Raw genomic sequence first — 15,767 nt, forward strand, 5'->3', positions numbered from 1 at the left:
CCTCCACAAAATACTAAATTAAAAATTAATCGTTAATGAAATTGCCAAAGTAGATCTGTAACAGCTTCAGAATCCTCTCATCAGTCAGAGGCTCATTCTGCTTCTCCCAATCGAACACTAAGGCTACATACAGCTTAAACAGGATAAAAGCCGTCATTTTCGGCTCACAATTTTTCATTGAACCATTATGTATCGCACGTTCAATATGTTCAGAGATAAACTGAACGACCTCCGTCTCAATGCTGGCCATCGCTTCGATCGTAACCGGGCTGCCAAATTGCTGGACCTCGTGGGAGAGTTGAATGAGCAGCTCATGCTCTTTGCGGAAAACGAGAATCTCATACAAAGCTCCATGAATCTTCTTGAAGGGCGTTGCCCCTTCCGTGATCGCTTTCTCGGCGACTGTTTTCATCTCAGTGATCAACGACTGAATGATGTCGTGCAGCAGTTCTTCTTTATTGGCAAAAAACGTATAAATCGTCGCCTTGCCTACACCGGCAATTTTGGCGATCTGATCCATCGTCGTGCCTTTGTACCCAAAAAGGGAAAAAGATTTCTTGGCAGATTCCATAATTAATTGTTTTTTGGCATCCATACGCTCACCTCAGAACTAAAATACTATAATAGTTTTGTGTTCGGATATTAATGTACCACCATTTACCGATTTTATCAACAGCCTCAAAAGAAAAAACCCGCCGATTTAGCGGGTTTCTCACGATATGGTGTATTAAATCCAGGCTTTCAAGCCGATTTGTTTAATAAATTCTTCTCTGGACTGCACTTCTTTGTCCCGTTCCTTTTCCGGCTCCGGACTTGCATCGCCGTTCATCACTCTTCGGAACAGCTCTTCATTTTTTGTAGCCAGCGCAAAATCAATCAACGCTTCTTTCTCGACGCGAGCCGCTTCCTCATGAAGAAGCACTTCTTCCAACTCTATATCGATTGCAGGCACATAATAGTGTTTATTATCTTTGGGAACTCGAATGACGTAATCAAAAATATTATCGTTATTGCGGTCGTAAGCAATGATATATCCATATCCGCCAATCGGCAGGTTTTGTTCCAAACTATCCCCTATGACGATGACTCTCTCACCAAGTCGAAGCATCTGATTTTCCCCCTACCTCTATGAAGCTATTATTAAGCTATTCCTATTATCCTACTAAAAAAACTAGGTTGTGTCCAATTGAAACGTTTTGTTCATACTCCCTACACATTTCTAGGTTAAAATAGATATGGTTTTGCAAATCTTATTTCTAAAGGAGCTGTACATATTGCTAAAACAATCACTAAACACCCTACGCTATGTTGGGAGGGCTGAAGGAATTTCCTTTCTGATCTTATTAGGCATTGCTATGCCGCTCAAATACGCGCTCGACCTTCCGCAGGCCGTTAAGTTTGTGGGGATGGCACACGGGTTTCTCTTTGTGCTCTATCTGATCTCCATTGCTTGGGTCACATTAATGCATCGCTGGTCGATTTGGCGAGTGTTGGGGGCTTTCCTGGCTGCCTTCATTCCATTCGGTCCTTTTATTCTGGAGCGCCGAATTACGAAATAAAGAAAGGAACTGCTTTACCGAACAAGAATTACATAATAAATAAGTCTGAAAGATCAGGAGGCTATCATGCGTGGAAACGGGGACACCCCAGCAAAAGCACGACCTTCCCTAACGGAAGGCCCTATTGCCAAAACGTTAATTTTATTTTCATTACCGATTCTATTAGGGAACGTGCTTCAGACATTAAACGGCTCTATCAATGCCGTATGGATCGGCAAATATCTCGGTGAAGGCGGCCTTGCGGCAACATCGAATGCCAACATCATTATGTTCTTTTTAATCAGCTCAATCTTCGGGTTTGCGATGGCTGCCGTTATTTTGATCGGTCAAAATCTCGGTGCGAAAAAAACGCACGAAGCCAAGAAAGTAGTCGGCACCAGCACCGTCTTCTTTCTAATCCTTTCTATTGTTGTCGCCGCGTTTGGATTATTATTTTCCAGCACTATTCTAACTTGGATGAACACACCACCGGATGTGAAGGACCTCGCGGTTGTCTATACACGGATTTTGTTCGCCGGCGTTCCGTTTATGTTTGGATTCAACTTGATCATGGCCATACTACGCGGCTCTGGTGATGCCAAAACGCCGTTCTACTTCTTGCTTTTATCCGCGATATTGGATGTCATCCTGAATCCACTCTTAATTGACGGGATCGGGCCTTTTCCGAAAATGGGCATTGCCGGCTCGGCGGTTGCCACCTTTATTGCGCAATTGATCAGCTTCGTGCTGCTCATTGCATATCTGTATCGCAAAAAGTATTTTCTGCGGATTACCAAAGAAGATCTCCCGCTCCTGCGCATCAACTGGACGATTATTCGCACCTTGATTCAAAAAGGGGTGCCCATGGGATTAAACATGGTCGTCGTTTCTATCAGCAACTTGTTGCTTGTTCATCTCGTAAATTCGTATGGATCTGAATCGACGGCTGCGTTTGGAGTCGCCATGCAAATCTCCAGCTATGTACAAATGCCGGCGATGGCCATCGGCGGAGCGGTTACTTCCATGGCCGCACAGAACATCGGCGCAGGCTTATGGGGCCGAGTGAACCGCATTACATGGACCGGTGTAGCCGTCAACATTTTGATGACGGGCCTAATCGTCGTTGTTCTAACGGTGTTCAACCGAGAAGTCGTCTCGCTGTTTCTTCCGCCGGAAGGGGAAGCGATTGCGCTCGGGGTTCACATCAATAATTTAACGTTGTGGTCGTTTATTATTTTCGGCGTATTTAATGTCGTGGCAGGCGTCGTTCGTTCCGCCGGTTCCGTGGTATTCCCGCTCGTAGTGGCATTCATCGCACTGCTGCTGGTGCGAATCCCACTCGCCACGGTGCTCTCCCACAAATACGGCTTTGACGTGATTTGGTGGAGTTTCCCCGTCAGCTTCACTGTCGCTATGACGCTGAATGTGATTTACTATCAGCTTGGCAAATGGAGACAAGCTAGAATGATTCCGGCTAAGGCTTGAGATGGATGTAAGTTAAAAAAAGGGGCAGCCCATAAGCCATGAATGGCTTTGGCTGTCCCTTTTTGTGAAGAATTTATGGGAGGGAACTACAGGGCGCTAATTTCAGCGATAAAGGGGGGCTTTCCTGAACTAGGGGAACTACAGGCACTTATTTCACATGAAAAGCCTACATTCGAGGATAAGCACATCAAATAGAGGAACGTAGTTCCCTCAAGCAATCCGAAGCAACGATCTACCAGGAAATAGCGGATCATAGTTCCCTATTGAATGAATAAGAGACTATCCCATCAGGTCATCACGGACCTTACAGGATAGTCTCTTTGCTATATTTTAAAGCTGCAACAAATCTTTATGTACTTTCACAACGATTTTCTTGTTAGCGCTAGCCTCCGTGATCGAGCAGTTCGGACGGTGAATATCCGAAGGGAAACATACTGCGAACATGCCTGGTGTCAACAATATGCCTGTCTCCAGCTGAGCAGGATCTGTTTCATAAAAAGCGACATCATGCGTTTCAAATTTGTTATCGATGAGTTTGGCATCGGGATGCACTTTATAGAAACAAAGCTTCTCTTCGCCGCTGACAAGGAACTGAATATCCGTGTAAACAACATGAGATTCCGGCAGTTGTTCCTCAGCAGGACGGGTAACAACTTCCTGCACATTAGCAAACATCAGATGGCCGTTGTCCCCTTCCAAATCGTATCTGCCAGCCTCCGCCTCGCCAAGATTACGGCTCAAAATGTAATCGATTCCCCGCCCGATCGCCGCGGGCCACAAATGACGCTCTTGTTCAAAATGCTTCAAATCGCTAATAATCATTTGAACTCTCCTTTTCTATAACCTGAAATAGAGTAGAATGCCTATAAATACTATAGCCTATAACGAGAAAAAAGACTCGCTTTATACAAAGCGAATCTTTCTACTCTAGGGCTATTAGAACGTTTTTTGGTTTGCGCCTTCCCAGTCGGCCAGGAACTTCTCAATACCCGCATCAGTAAGCGGATGTTTGCTCATGGACTCGATGACTTTGTAAGGCACTGTTGCAATATGTGACCCTGCAAGCGCGGCTTCAATCACGTGTGCGGAGTGACGAACGCTGGCAGCGATAATTTCGGATTTAATGTTATGCACTTGGAAAATTTGGCTGATTTCCTTAATCAGGTTCATCCCGACTTGGTTAATATCATCCAAACGTCCGATAAATGGTGAAACGAAGGTTGCACCTGCGCGAGCGGCTAACAAGGCTTGCGTCGAGGAGAAGATCAACGTCACATTCGTCGGAATGCCTAAAGCTCTGAAAGCACTAGTCGCTTGAAGACCATCAAGCGTCATTGGCAGCTTGATGACAATGTTCGGGCTAATCTTAGCCAGCTTCTTGCCTTGCTCGACCATTTCGTCTGCTTTCAAGGAAACAACTTCCGCGCTAATTGGAACATCGCCTACGATAGATACGATTTCTTGTACCGTTTCGAAAAAGTCTCTGCCTTCTTTGGCAATAAGAGAAGGATTTGTCGTTACGCCTGCAACAACACCTAACGCGTGAGCTTTACGAATTTCTTCTACATTGGCTGTGTCGATAAACAATTTCATAGTGTATCCCTACCTTTTCTCCCGTTTTGGGTTAATCTTGGAAATACTTCTGTCTAATTTGTTGTACGATTGCTTCTGCGTTAAAACCATATTCACGAATTACGCGGTCTGCCTTCGCGGATGCTCCGAATTTCCGGATCCCCACGACAAAACCTTCGCCACCCGTAATCTCTTCCCATCCAGCAGGATATGCCATCTCAATGACGACATTTGCTTTCACATTCGGATGAAGAACCGCCTGCTGCACGTCCAAAGATTGCTGCTCAAACAGCTCACGGCTTGGCATGGAAATGACATTTGCTCCAATACCATATTGCGCCAACTGCTTCTTCACGTCAAGTGCTAAGCTAACTTCGGAGCCTGTTGCAATGAGCTGAACATCCGGCACAGCACCAGGAGCAGCCTCAGCCAAGACATAAGCGCCTTGCCCGATATGAGCGTAAGCAAGTTGATCCGTACCAGGCAGCACCGGCAAGTTCTGACGGGACAACGCAAATACGAAGGGGCCTTCTTGCGCTTGGAGGACATACTCCCAAGCCGCGGCCGTCTCATTCGCATCCGCAGGACGGAATAACGTCAGATCCGGAATCATCCGCAAGGATGGGATCTGCTCGATCGGTTGGTGCGTCGGGCCGTCCTCACCGACGGCAATGCTGTCGTGCGTGAACACGTACGCAACAGGAAGTTTCATCAGCGCGGACAAGCGGATCGCGCCGCGCAAGTAATCGCTGAACACGAGGAACGTCCCGCCGAAGGCTCTTAATCCGCCATGCAGCAGCATGCCGTTCAGCGCTGCGCCCATGGCGAACTCCCGGACGCCGAACCAGAAGTTGCGGCCGCTGTAGTCCGCGGCGCTGAATGCCGCGTCGTCGTTCAGCATGGTGAAGTTGGAACTCGCCAAATCGGCGGAACCGCCGACGAGCTGAGGAACCCGCTTCGCCAGGCCGTTAAGCACTTTACCGGACGCCGTGCGCGTCGAGATCGCGCCGCTCTCCGGTGTAAAGCGCGGCACATCGGCGTTCCAATCCGCCGGAAGATTGCCGCTGCTTGCGAGCTCGAACTGCTTGGCGAGCTCGGGATAAGCAGCCTGGTAACTGTTCCACAGCTGCTCCCAGCTGTTTTGAGCCTTGGCGCCTAACGCTTTGTAGTGGGCGAAATGCTCGTACACTTCAGCCGGCACATAGAAATCCGGCTCCAGCGGCCAACCCAGCGCCTGCTTCGTCAGGAGCAGCTCATCTTTGCCAAGCGGTGAGCCGTGCGTACCACCATGGCCGCCTTTGCCCGCTTTGTTCGGTGACCCGTAACCGATAGTTGTTTTGATCTCAATCAGCGTCGGGCGGCTGGTATCTGCCTTACCTTCTGCGATTGCCGCGGAAATCGCTTCGACATTATTCTGCTCTTCCACGCGCAAGTACTGCCAGCCATAAGATTCTATTCGTGTACGAACATTCTCGGAGAACGACATGTTCAATTCACCGTCAAGTGAAATATCGTTAGAATCATAAAGCACGATTAGTTTACCCAATTTTAAGTGGCCTGCTAAGGATGCAGCCTCTGAGGAAACACCTTCCATCAGATCACCGTCACCGCAAATGGCATACGTGTAATGATCGACAATCGGGAAATTCGGCTTGTTATATACGGCTGCTTGATGGGCTTCAGCCATCGCCATACCAACAGCCATTGCCACACCTTGACCAAGTGGCCCCGTAGTCGCTTCTACACCAACCGTGTGACCGTATTCCGGATGTCCTGGCGTAAGGCTTCCCCATTGGCGGAATTCTTTGATATCATCTAATGTCAAGCCATAGCCACTCAAGTGTAGCAAGCTGTATAACAGCATGGAGCCGTGTCCCGCCGAAAGAACGAAGCGGTCGCGGTCTACCCATTTGGCATCGGCAGGATTATGTTTAAGGTGCTGGGTCCATAGGGCATAGGCCATCGGAGCGGCACCCATTGGCATGCCGGGATGACCCATTGCGGCTTTCTCGACAGCGTCAATCGTTAGTGTGCGAATGGCGTTGATGCTTAATTCTTCAATACCAACAGTTGTCTGTTTCAACAGTTTCTCCTCCATCTCTTTCTTTTGTGCTGCTGCATATCTCTATTATAAGGATAGTCAGAACATTAAAAAAATCGATAGTTTCGATACTTGCTATAGAAGGTGTCTATACGTTGCCCTCATGATCTTTTGTTAGCTGGATAAAAGCAAAAGGCGCGCCTACCTGCATACAAGCAGTTGAGCGCACCTCATCTTATAAACAAACGATCGCTTTAATCACCTTGGACTCCGGCTTGAGCCAAGTCTCAAACTGGCCGATCATGTCCTCAAAGTCAGCGCGGTGTGTGATATAACTCTCGATGTCTATGACGCCATTACGCATCGCTTCACGTACAGTATCGAAATCTTCCATCGTCGCGTTGCGGCTGCCCATCAATGTCAGCTCCCGTTTGTGAAACTCGGGATCATGGAAGGTGATGTCCGCCTTCACGAGGCCAACATACACGAGCTTGCCGCTATGCGCGACAAGTCCAAAGGCGTCCGTCATAGAACGTGCGTTCCCTGTCGCATCAAAGACAATGGTGGGCATATCGCCATTCGTGAGCTCAGCGAGCTGCTCCTTCGGCTGCTGCAGCGCATTCACGGTATGATCGACGCCTGCCCACTTGCGGCAAAACGCCAACCGCTCGTCATTGATATCCATGGCGATGACATTAGCGCCAAATTGCTTTGCCAGGACCATGACACCAAGTCCGATGGGTCCTGCTCCAATGACGAGCACCGTTTCTCCGGCGCGAAGCCCCGATCTTCGCACGGCGTGAGCGCCGATGCTAAGCGGCTCCAGCATAGCTGCTTCATCCAGCGTGAGCCCGTCGGTTTTAATGAGATGGCTGGCAGGGACGGAAATCAGCTCTCTCATTCCTCCATCCGTATGTACGCCCAATACTTTCATATCGGTACAGCAGTTCGTATTCCCATGGCGGCAAGCAATGCATGTCCCGCAGTGCAAATAGGGGACGATGCTGACTTGGTCGCCGGCCTGCAATCCCGTCACACCTTCACCAATTTCCTCTACGTACCCGGAAAGTTCATGGCCCAATACGCGCGGATAGCTGAAAAATGGCTGATTCCCCTTGTAGGCGTGCAAATCCGTCCCGCAGATCCCGATTCTTTTGATACGAACGATGGCTTCCCCCGCTCTCACTACTGGTTCCTGCATCTCTACAAAATTAAACTGTTCAACCTGTTCACATACGATCGCTTTCATTGTGTTCCCTCCCTATACGTAGGTTTTCTCGTTATATTCAGCTCTTCCGCTAACCCATGACTTGTTGTGGATCGGCTTCAAAATGTCCAAAACCTCTCGCAGCAGCTCGGTATCCATCGGCTCATCGGTCCATGCTATATTCTTGCTGATGTTCTCAGGGCTCGCCGTGCTGACCAAGGTGGTTGGAATTCGTTCATTCGCAGTTGCATATTGCACCGCCAACTTGGCAATGTCCATGCCTCTGCTCGCGCAAAATCCCGCCGCCTCCTTACAGATTCTTCGAATATCAGCGGGTGCCGGATGCCAATCTGCCGCAGGTCTAGTACTCAGCAGTCCCATGGAGAGCGGTGAAGCACTCACCAATCCGACCTGGTGCTGCTCAAGCAATGGGAGTACATCCAACAAGGACGTATCATTCAATGAATAATGACAATAGGACAATACGGAATCCATCTCTTTAATAGCCAGCGATTTCTCAAATACAGTTAACGGTAGTCCGGATACGCCGAAATATCGGATTTTTCCCGATTGCTTCAAAGCATCCAACGCTGGGAAGCCTTCTTCAACAATCTCATCAAAAGCTGCGAATTCAATATCATGCAAATATAAAATATCGATATAATCCGTTTGCAGCCGTTTTAAGCTTTCATCTACACTTCGGATAATCCGTTCCTTTGAAAAATCAAACTCGGCATCCCCGTAACGACCTGCCTTTGTCGTCAATATAAAACGTTCTCTGTCCATTTGTGCGATGGCTTTGCCCAGTACAGTTTCCGCTTTGGTTAACCCGTAATACGGGGACACATCGATCAGATTGATACCCAGATCAACCGCCGTATGAACGGTCCGGATGCTTTCTGCCTCATTCGTTTCACGGAAAACAGAGCCGAGAGAGGAAGCGCCGAAACTCAAGACAGAGACGTCCAGTCCTGTTTTGCCTAATTTACGATATTTCATAGCTTATAAAACTCCTTTGCGTTTAGTCCAAATAGACGGTCATTCTCGTGCTGTGTCCAGGTTTCCGGTAACGAATGGGTCAGTACATCGACAACTTCCTCGTAGCTAGCCGCCAACAAGCATACAGGCCAGTCGCTGCCGAACATCACACGGTCAATCCCGAACACCTCTAGAGCATGCTGGATATACGCAGTAAAATCTTCTTTCTTCCAATGGCTGCGATCCGCTTCCGTCACCATACCCGAGAGCTTGCAATATACTTTGGGATGTTTGGCAATAGCCGCCATCTGGCTTTTCCAAGGTTCCAGAACGCCATCCGCAATCCGCGGCTTCGCGATATGATCGATAACCGCACGTAAACCAGGAACCTGATCCAGCAGCTCAATAACCGGCGCCAATTGATGGGACACGACAAGCAAATCGACCGGCACATCCTGCTCGGCAAAATATCGCAGCGCCTCAATAAAATGAGGCTCCAGAATTCGGTTCGCGTCCGGCATTTCTTGAATCATGACTCGAAAGCCCACATACTTGGGATGCTTGCAAAAACGTTGATAATGATGGAGGAAGTCCGGATCGTTGAGATCAAGCCAACCGACCACACCGACAATGCTCTCGGATTCATCACTTAATGACAGTAGATAAGCCGTTTCTTCCAGTGTCTGCGCCGCTTGAACAACGATCGAAGCAGTCAGGTTATGCTCCCTCAGGTGCGGTGCTAAATCGCTTGGGCCATAATCCCGATACAAGATCGGCAGTTCAGGACCAATCCATCCGTAATCCCCGCGGTCTATTCGCCAATAGTGCTGGTGGGCATCAATTCGCATGGCGCTTCTCCTTCTTCATGTCCTATATTGATATCGCTTTCTTTTATTTTAACAGCATTTCTAAACTATAAAATAATGATTTCTAGCACATTTATACGGTTTTTTGATATCATGAGAGGAACTGAAAGGAAAGGAGCAGACGATGTGCCTCCTATTCACAAAGTTTTTGATAACCATGAAACTTTTCCGTTCTCCTACGCCTATAAAAACACAAAAAGCTCGCAAAGCGAGCTCCCTGACCATTTCCACGACTGGTATGAAATTGTTTATGTGTACCGCGGCAAAGGCACGATGTTCATCGATCATACCTTTTACGAAATGAAAGCCGGAGACATTTTTCTTATTCCCGGCAACATCATTCACCGCGCGACTCCGGACAAAGAAACCCCTGTGACCTCAACCGCCGTATATTTCAGTTCAAGCTTCGTTCAAGCACCGCAATTCGGGGAATCGTTCTCCTATTTGCACAGCTTTGAGCAGGCCGTAGAGCTCCGCCAGTATAGGCTGGAAACGCTGCTTCCACAAAGACAGCACCTCGAGCATTATCTGGAGTCCATCCAGCACGAATTTAAGCACGAGGGACCTGGGTTTCGGCAAGCCATCTATGTCCAACTGCTGCAGCTTCTGCTTTTTATACAACGCGATGTAGCCTCCGGTCATACATTTAATACTGGAGATCCCCTTGTCGCTCCCATCTGGATGAGAGATGTGCTGCTTTATATCGATGAGCATTTCTGTGAAGATATCGGGCTTCAAACCCTTTCGAAACAAGCCTCTGTCTCGCCGGCTCATTTCAGCCGCGTGTTCAAACAGTTGATCGGGATGAACGTGACGGCCTACATCATAACTAAACGAATTATTCGCGCTAAACAGCTGCTGTCAGAAAGTGATGTCAACATACATCATATCGCAGAGATCTGCGGCTTCGAGAGCCTTCCCCATTTTCACGCCATGTTCAAGAGAGTGTTGGGCATGACACCGGCAGCGGCAAGAAAGAGTATCCGATAAACCTTTTTATTTCATACTTGATACTGCGTTTTATAATAGGCAAATGTGGCCCCCAAACCGTCTCTAAGCGTAAAAATAGGGCTCCACCCGAGATCGTTAAGCGCTGCCCGATTGTCTAAACGGCTGTGAACGATATCACCGGTGCGTGCGGCCTTGTAAGCCGGATTAAAGCTGTTTCCGCTGATCAAGCACATTTCCTTTAGAAGCTCGTTGACACTTGTTTGTTCATTGCAACTAATATTGTAAATGCCACGGCTGCCTTTATACAGGGCGGCCCTATTGGCGCTCACGACATCTTGGACATAAATGAAATCCCGCGTTTGCTCCCCATCGCCATAAATGATCGGCTGCTTGCCGTCCAGCAGCTTGTCCATAAAAATGGCAACGACTCCGCCCTCTCCCTTAGGATCCTGCCTAATGCCGTATACATTCGCATACCGCAGGATGGTATAGTCCATCCCATATAGCAATGCAAAGCTTTCTATATAATGTTCCGGTGTATGCTTGGAAATACCATAGAAGGATAGCGGCCTGACCGGATGCGCTTCGTCCACACTCAGATATTGTGGAGTCCCGTAGACCGCAGCAGAGGAAGCATAAGTTAATTTCCGAACACCATGCTCTCGGCACTGCTCCAGCAGGTCAATTGTCCCTAAAATGTTGATTTTTGCATCCAACAAAGGATCGATAAGCGATGTCTGTACATCGATTTGCGCAGCGTGATGGATGACAACTTCCGGACGGGAAGCAGCGAATACCTCGGCAAGCCTTTTGCCATCCATTAAATCACCATGATGGAAAACAGCTTTTGCATTCACATACGCCATTCGCCCCGTAGTCAGATTATCAAAGATATGCACGTCATGCCCCTCCTGAAGCAGGTCATCGACAATCTGTGATCCAATAAAACCGGCTCCTCCGGTAACTAAAATGTTCACGTAGATACCCCTCTCATACAACTAACGTAAACAACGAAGATTAAGTTCAAATGACATCTTTTCCGTTAGTCTAACTCTAACCCTTCTATTTTACCAAAAAAATGCAAGGGAAGTGGCGTCAATGGACAAAAAAGAAGCCACCCTCTTATGAGAGCGGCCTGCTGAGCAATAACCTTAATGTTTTACAACGCGATCATATAAAAAGTCCGCAATATGGACGGCTTCCATCTGGCCTTTTTGCCCATGCTTATCGATGCCGAGCTTCATTTGCAACAGACAGCCAGGGTTGCTTGTCACCAAATATCTAGCTTCCGTGGCGTTGGCATTAACCATTTTATCTTCCAGAATCTGATTCGCCATTTCCGGCTGCGTTACATTATAAATACCGGCAGAACCACAGCAAGAGCCCGCATCCTTCATTTCGACAAAAGTAACATTGCCTACTTCTTTCAACAGTTGTCTGGACGGATTGCTGCCTTTCATTACATTGCGCAAATGGCAGGAATCTTGATACGTCACCCGAGTTGAAGCTGAAGTTTGGCTATCAGCGAATTGAAGCGGACGTCCTTTTTCCACAAGAATCGTTGAAATATCTTTCACACGTGCGGCGAACCAACCTGCGGATTCCTTCCATTCCGGCTCATCATGCAGCAAATGATCGTATTCGATTAGAATCGCGCCGCAACCGCCGGCATTCGATACAATATAGTCCACACCGGCTTCCTGGAAAGCACGGATGTTATTTTTGGCCAGCATCTTGGCTTGGTCGCTCTCGCCGCTATGCGCGTGTAGAGCGCCGCAGCAGTTCTGCGTCTCTGGAATGACAACGTCAAAGCCTGCTTCGGACAGCAGCTTGACGGTTTTGATATTCGTTTGGGTGAACATCACATCCATTAAACAGCCTCTGAACATACCGACGGTAGCAATTTTCTCGCCTTTGGCCGGGATGAAGGTGCCGAGGAGCTGCGTAATCCCTTTGCCGGATGCATCAGGCAGAATTTTCTCCATATCCGAAAGCTGTTTGGAAAATAAACCGACAACGCCTGTTTTTCGAACAACGGATTGCAGGCCTGATTTTTTATAAAAATGCATCCCTGACCCCAGCAGCCGCATTTTTTGCTGTGAAGGGAACAGCTCTTTGAAGACCACCTTGCGCACACCACGTACCCACCATCTATGCTGCTTCGTATGGGTTTCAACCGCATCGCGGGCCTGCTCAATCAATTGTCCGTATTTCACATCCGCAGGACAAGCCGGCTCACACGCGCGGCAGCCCAAGCAGTGATTCATTTGATCCTCGAAGGAAATGCCCGGCTCCATAACGCCATCCACGGCTGCTTTCATCAAGGAAATACGTCCGCGTGGGGACTCGGCTTCGATGCCTGTTTGCTTAAACGTTGGACACACGGGAAGGCAGAAGCCGCAGCGCATGCAGTTCGTCAATTGATTGTAATCCAGTTTCTGGATTAATGTTTCCTGGAGAGTTGCTCCTTTAGCCACGGTCGATCACCACCCTGCGTCTGGATTCTTTGGCAAACATTTTGCCGGGATTCAATAGATGATGCGGGTCGAACACGTCTTTGATCCCTTTCATCATCGCAATGCCGCTGCTTCCTACTTTCCATTCCAAGAATGGTGCTTTCACCAGCCCAACTCCGTGCTCGCCTGTAATCGTTCCTCCCATCTGGATCGCCGCTTCGAAAATTTCTTCAAAAGCTGCCTCCACACGGTGGATTTCATCATGATCCCTGGCATCCGTTGTAGCTGTGGGGTGAAGATTGCCGTCTCCCGCATGCCCAAACGTACAAATCTGCACGCCATGCTTCTCGGCAATTCGGTTAATCTCCAGCACCATATCGGCGATTTTGGAGCGTGGAACCGTCGCATCCTCCAGAATCGTTGTCGGACGCAAACGCGCAAGCGCCGTGAAGGCGCTTCTTCTTGCTGTCAACAGCTTCAGCGCTTCCTCTTGATTGCTCGCAATGCTAACTTCATCCGCTTGCTCTTCACGGCAAATTTCCGAGATACGGGCAATGTCGCGCTCCACCATCTCCATCTCGCCATCCTGCTCAATTAAGAGGATAGCTGCCATATCCAGCGGTAGGCCTAGCTTCGCAAAATCGTCTACGACACGGATCGTTGGATTATCCATGAATTCCAAGGTTGCCGGAATGATGCGGTTTTCAATAATTTTGGAGACCGTACGAGCTGCGCCGTATAAATCTTTGTACATGGCCAGCATCGTTTTCTTATATTTTGGAGGCGGAATCAATTTGAGCGTAGCTTCCGTAACGATTGCGAGCGTCCCCTCTGAACCGATCAGCAGCTTCGTCAAATCATAGCCGGCCACGTCCTTCATTAGCTTACCGCCTGTACGCATGATTTCACCGTTTGCCAGTACGCATTCTAATCCGATCACGTAGTCTTTGGTGGTGCCGTATTTTAAACCGCGCAGGCCACCGGAGCACTCTGCAATGTTGCCGCCAATCGTAGAGATCGCCATTGAACTTGGATCTGGTGGATAAAATAAGCCCAGACTTTCAATATGCTCGATGAATTGCTTCGTAATGATACCCGGCTGTACGGTTGCCGTCAGATTTTGCATATCAATGTCGAGGATCGCATTCATCCGGTGCATGACCATGACAATACCGCCTTGAACGGGAACGGTTCCGCCGCAAAGATTCGTACCTGACCCCCTGCTGATTAGCGGGATGCGATGCTCATTCAACACCTTCATAATTGCAGATACCTGCGCTGTATCCTTGGGGTAGATCACACCATCGGGCAGCGACTGGAGCATCGGTGTTCCGTCATACGAGTGGGTAACGAGCGATTCCATATCATCTTTAAAATAATTTTCGCCTACAATATTGAACAGCTGTTGTCTAATTTGGTTATCGAGCATAGCAGCCTCCCATGGGACTATTCATGACTATCATTGATAATTGATTGATAATTGATCATGTGATCAGATGACTTTCCTTCTATTTTAGCTTATGATTGAATAGATGTATAGATCTTTTATGGGGGAATTGGCATGGCATTTCAGCAGATACGGCCGCAAAAGGGCTCGGAAATCGTAATGGGGCAAATTAAGATGCAAATTGAGTCAGGAACCTATGCGCCAGGTTCGAAGCTGCCGACTGTCGTTGAGCTTGCTGCGAGCTTCCAAGTCGGCCGATCGACTATTCGCGAAGCACTGAGCGGGTTGAAAGCAATCGGATGGGTAGATATCCGGCATGGCGGAGGCACCTTCGTGAGCAATCCGCTGCCTGCGGACAACGCAACCCTCTTCGATCAAGGAGACTCCCTGCAGGAAGTGCAGGAGGTTCGGAGATTCATCGAGGTAGGCTGCGCATCGCTGGCCGCAAGCAGACGGACGGAAGCTAATATCGCGGAGCTTCGGGACATTCTTCAGTCGATGGAACGTTCCCTTGGCAACGAGGAAGCTAGTGAACAAGCCGATATCCGCTTTCACCTGGAAATCGCCAAAGCCTCTCATAATTCCCTCATGATCGGAATGATGGAGTCTTTGACGGAGAGGCTTCAGGTGAGCATGAAGGCTTCTCGCCGTTTGTGGTTTTTCGCGGAGCTCGCATCCGCCGAGAAGTTGCTTCAGGAGCATCGCGATATCGTCGATGCTATCGCTGCCGGGGATGAAGCCCTCGCGGCAGGCCGGATGTCACAGCATATACAGAAGGTGGACCAGGTTGTTCAACGATTGGCTAAACATTCATCGAATGATTTAATTTAAGGGAACAGCGAGACGCTATTCCGGAGAAAATGAAGCTTCGCGTGCTGTTGGGGAACTACAGGGTCTTATTTCTGTGAAATAAGACATACAGTAGCCCCAATTGGAAAAATAGTGGCCTGTAGTTCCGCCAATCTGGTTAATAGGCCTATTTTCATTGAAATAGCGGCCTCTAGTTCCTCTATCATATTAGATAAAGTGAGAATGCTCATTTCCTGCTTATGTAATGTAGCAGGGATGAGCGTTCGTTTGTTTACGAGAGGAAACTACAACGAAAAAACAGGTAAAACCATAAAATGGTCTTACCTGCTTGTGTGATGCGCGTAGAGGGACTTGAACCCCCACGGTCGCCCGCTAGATCCTAAGTCTAGTGCGTCTGCCAATTCCGCCATACGCGC

Annotated in this window: 15 protein-coding genes and 1 tRNA gene; 4 read left to right on the forward strand and 12 right to left on the reverse strand. The window is 48.5% G+C overall.

What is annotated here, in order from left to right:
- Positions 1 to 25: 25 nt before the first annotated feature.
- Together PCH02S_RS32545 and PCH02S_RS32550 are read right to left on the reverse strand one after the other, a co-directional pair.
- Entirely contained in the window at positions 26 to 595 is a 570-nt protein-coding gene (locus tag PCH02S_RS32545; protein ID WP_127458263.1) for a TetR/AcrR family transcriptional regulator, read from the reverse strand.
- Positions 596 to 727: 132 nt separating this feature from the next.
- The gene (locus PCH02S_RS32550) at positions 728 to 1,108 is read right to left on the reverse strand and encodes an ATPase (protein ID WP_127458264.1); all 381 of its coding nucleotides are present in this window, start codon (positions 1,106 to 1,108) and stop codon (positions 728 to 730) included.
- Between the two features lie 166 nt (positions 1,109 to 1,274).
- Here PCH02S_RS32550 and PCH02S_RS32555 point away from each other — a divergent pair, with 166 nt between their 5' ends.
- Positions 1,275 to 1,559, forward strand: coding sequence for a DUF3817 domain-containing protein (locus tag PCH02S_RS32555; RefSeq protein WP_246069362.1), 285 nt, complete (start codon positions 1,275 to 1,277; stop codon positions 1,557 to 1,559).
- 66 nt (positions 1,560 to 1,625) lie between these two features.
- Positions 1,626 to 3,023 carry an MATE family efflux transporter gene (locus PCH02S_RS32560; RefSeq protein WP_127458266.1) on the forward strand — a complete coding sequence of 466 codons (1,398 nt, stop codon included), beginning with the start codon at positions 1,626 to 1,628 and terminating at the stop codon, positions 3,021 to 3,023.
- Between the two features lie 330 nt (positions 3,024 to 3,353).
- On the opposite strand, the gene PCH02S_RS32565 is transcribed toward PCH02S_RS32560, so the two are convergent.
- The 6 genes from PCH02S_RS32565 to PCH02S_RS32590 all read right to left on the reverse strand — a co-directional run bounded on the left by PCH02S_RS32565 (position 3,354) and on the right by PCH02S_RS32590 (position 9,669).
- The gene (locus tag PCH02S_RS32565) at positions 3,354 to 3,845 is read right to left on the reverse strand and encodes a YhcH/YjgK/YiaL family protein (protein WP_127458267.1); all 492 of its coding nucleotides are present in this window, start codon (positions 3,843 to 3,845) and stop codon (positions 3,354 to 3,356) included.
- A 114-nt stretch (positions 3,846 to 3,959) separates the two neighbouring features.
- Positions 3,960 to 4,616, reverse strand: a complete 657-nt coding sequence (gene fsa, locus PCH02S_RS32570; RefSeq protein WP_127458268.1) for a fructose-6-phosphate aldolase — start codon at positions 4,614 to 4,616, stop codon at positions 3,960 to 3,962.
- Between the two features lie 31 nt (positions 4,617 to 4,647).
- Positions 4,648 to 6,678 (reverse strand): transketolase, encoded by a 2,031-nt coding sequence (gene tkt / locus PCH02S_RS32575; RefSeq protein ID WP_246069363.1) that lies wholly within the window; start codon positions 6,676 to 6,678, stop codon positions 4,648 to 4,650.
- A gap of 193 nt (positions 6,679 to 6,871) precedes the next feature.
- Positions 6,872 to 7,885 (reverse strand): zinc-binding alcohol dehydrogenase family protein, encoded by a 1,014-nt coding sequence (locus PCH02S_RS32580; protein ID WP_127458270.1) that lies wholly within the window; start codon positions 7,883 to 7,885, stop codon positions 6,872 to 6,874.
- Positions 7,886 to 7,897: 12 nt separating this feature from the next.
- Complete coding sequence (locus tag PCH02S_RS32585; protein ID WP_127458271.1) at positions 7,898 to 8,842, reverse strand: aldo/keto reductase; 945 nt, start codon at positions 8,840 to 8,842, stop codon at positions 7,898 to 7,900.
- Positions 8,839 to 9,669: an amidohydrolase family protein gene (locus PCH02S_RS32590; protein ID WP_127458272.1), complete on the reverse strand. Its 831-nt coding sequence runs from the start codon at positions 9,667 to 9,669 to the stop codon at positions 8,839 to 8,841. Before PCH02S_RS32590 ends, PCH02S_RS32585 begins: the two co-directional genes overlap by 4 nt.
- A gap of 144 nt (positions 9,670 to 9,813) precedes the next feature.
- Between PCH02S_RS32590 and PCH02S_RS32595 the strand changes: the two genes are divergently transcribed.
- A complete protein-coding gene (locus PCH02S_RS32595) occupies positions 9,814 to 10,677 on the forward strand; it encodes an AraC family transcriptional regulator (protein WP_164819824.1) in 864 nt (287 codons plus the stop codon).
- 11 nt (positions 10,678 to 10,688) lie between these two features.
- Here PCH02S_RS32595 and PCH02S_RS32600 read toward each other — a convergent pair whose 3' ends face one another.
- From PCH02S_RS32600 to PCH02S_RS32610, 3 genes are all read right to left on the reverse strand, one after another.
- Positions 10,689 to 11,615, reverse strand: a complete 927-nt coding sequence (locus tag PCH02S_RS32600) for an NAD-dependent epimerase/dehydratase family protein (RefSeq protein WP_127458274.1) — start codon at positions 11,613 to 11,615, stop codon at positions 10,689 to 10,691.
- Between the two features lie 174 nt (positions 11,616 to 11,789).
- Positions 11,790 to 13,046 (reverse strand): (Fe-S)-binding protein, encoded by a 1,257-nt coding sequence (locus PCH02S_RS32605; RefSeq protein ID WP_127458279.1) that lies wholly within the window; start codon positions 13,044 to 13,046, stop codon positions 11,790 to 11,792.
- A gap of 61 nt (positions 13,047 to 13,107) precedes the next feature.
- Positions 13,108 to 14,523 carry an FAD-linked oxidase C-terminal domain-containing protein gene (locus PCH02S_RS32610; RefSeq protein ID WP_127458275.1) on the reverse strand — a complete coding sequence of 472 codons (1,416 nt, stop codon included), beginning with the start codon at positions 14,521 to 14,523 and terminating at the stop codon, positions 13,108 to 13,110.
- 132 nt (positions 14,524 to 14,655) lie between these two features.
- On the opposite strand from PCH02S_RS32610, the gene PCH02S_RS32615 reads away from it, so the two are divergent.
- A complete protein-coding gene (locus PCH02S_RS32615; RefSeq protein ID WP_127458276.1) occupies positions 14,656 to 15,372 on the forward strand; it encodes a FadR/GntR family transcriptional regulator in 717 nt (238 codons plus the stop codon).
- A gap of 315 nt (positions 15,373 to 15,687) precedes the next feature.
- Here the strand turns inward: PCH02S_RS32615 and PCH02S_RS32620 are convergent.
- Positions 15,688 to 15,767, reverse strand: a tRNA-Leu gene (locus PCH02S_RS32620).

This window comes from Paenibacillus chondroitinus NBRC 15376 (assembly GCF_004000765.1).
GTDB classification, from domain to species: Bacteria; Bacillota; Bacilli; order Paenibacillales; family NBRC-103111; genus Paenibacillus_E; species Paenibacillus_E chondroitinus.

Coding starts and splice junctions, on each gene's coding strand:
- PCH02S_RS32580 (WP_127458270.1), bottom strand. CDS start 7,885: ATGAAAGCGATCGTATGTGAACAGGTTGAACAGTTTAATTTTGTAGAG.
- PCH02S_RS32610 (WP_127458275.1), bottom strand. CDS start 14,523: ATGCTCGATAACCAAATTAGACAACAGCTGTTCAATATTGTAGGCGAA.
- PCH02S_RS32550 (WP_127458264.1), bottom strand. CDS start 1,108: ATGCTTCGACTTGGTGAGAGAGTCATCGTCATAGGGGATAGTTTGGAA.
- PCH02S_RS32565 (WP_127458267.1), bottom strand. CDS start 3,845: ATGATTATTAGCGATTTGAAGCATTTTGAACAAGAGCGTCATTTGTGG.
- fsa (WP_127458268.1), bottom strand. CDS start 4,616: ATGAAATTGTTTATCGACACAGCCAATGTAGAAGAAATTCGTAAAGCT.
- PCH02S_RS32545 (WP_127458263.1), bottom strand. CDS start 595: ATGGATGCCAAAAAACAATTAATTATGGAATCTGCCAAGAAATCTTTT.
- PCH02S_RS32615 (WP_127458276.1), top strand. CDS start 14,656: ATGGCATTTCAGCAGATACGGCCGCAAAAGGGCTCGGAAATCGTAATG.
- PCH02S_RS32585 (WP_127458271.1), bottom strand. CDS start 8,842: ATGAAATATCGTAAATTAGGCAAAACAGGACTGGACGTCTCTGTCTTG.
- PCH02S_RS32605 (WP_127458279.1), bottom strand. CDS start 13,046: ATGCGCTGCGGCTTCTGCCTTCCCGTGTGTCCAACGTTTAAGCAAACA.
- PCH02S_RS32590 (WP_127458272.1), bottom strand. CDS start 9,669: ATGCGAATTGATGCCCACCAGCACTATTGGCGAATAGACCGCGGGGAT.
- PCH02S_RS32560 (WP_127458266.1), top strand. CDS start 1,626: ATGCGTGGAAACGGGGACACCCCAGCAAAAGCACGACCTTCCCTAACG.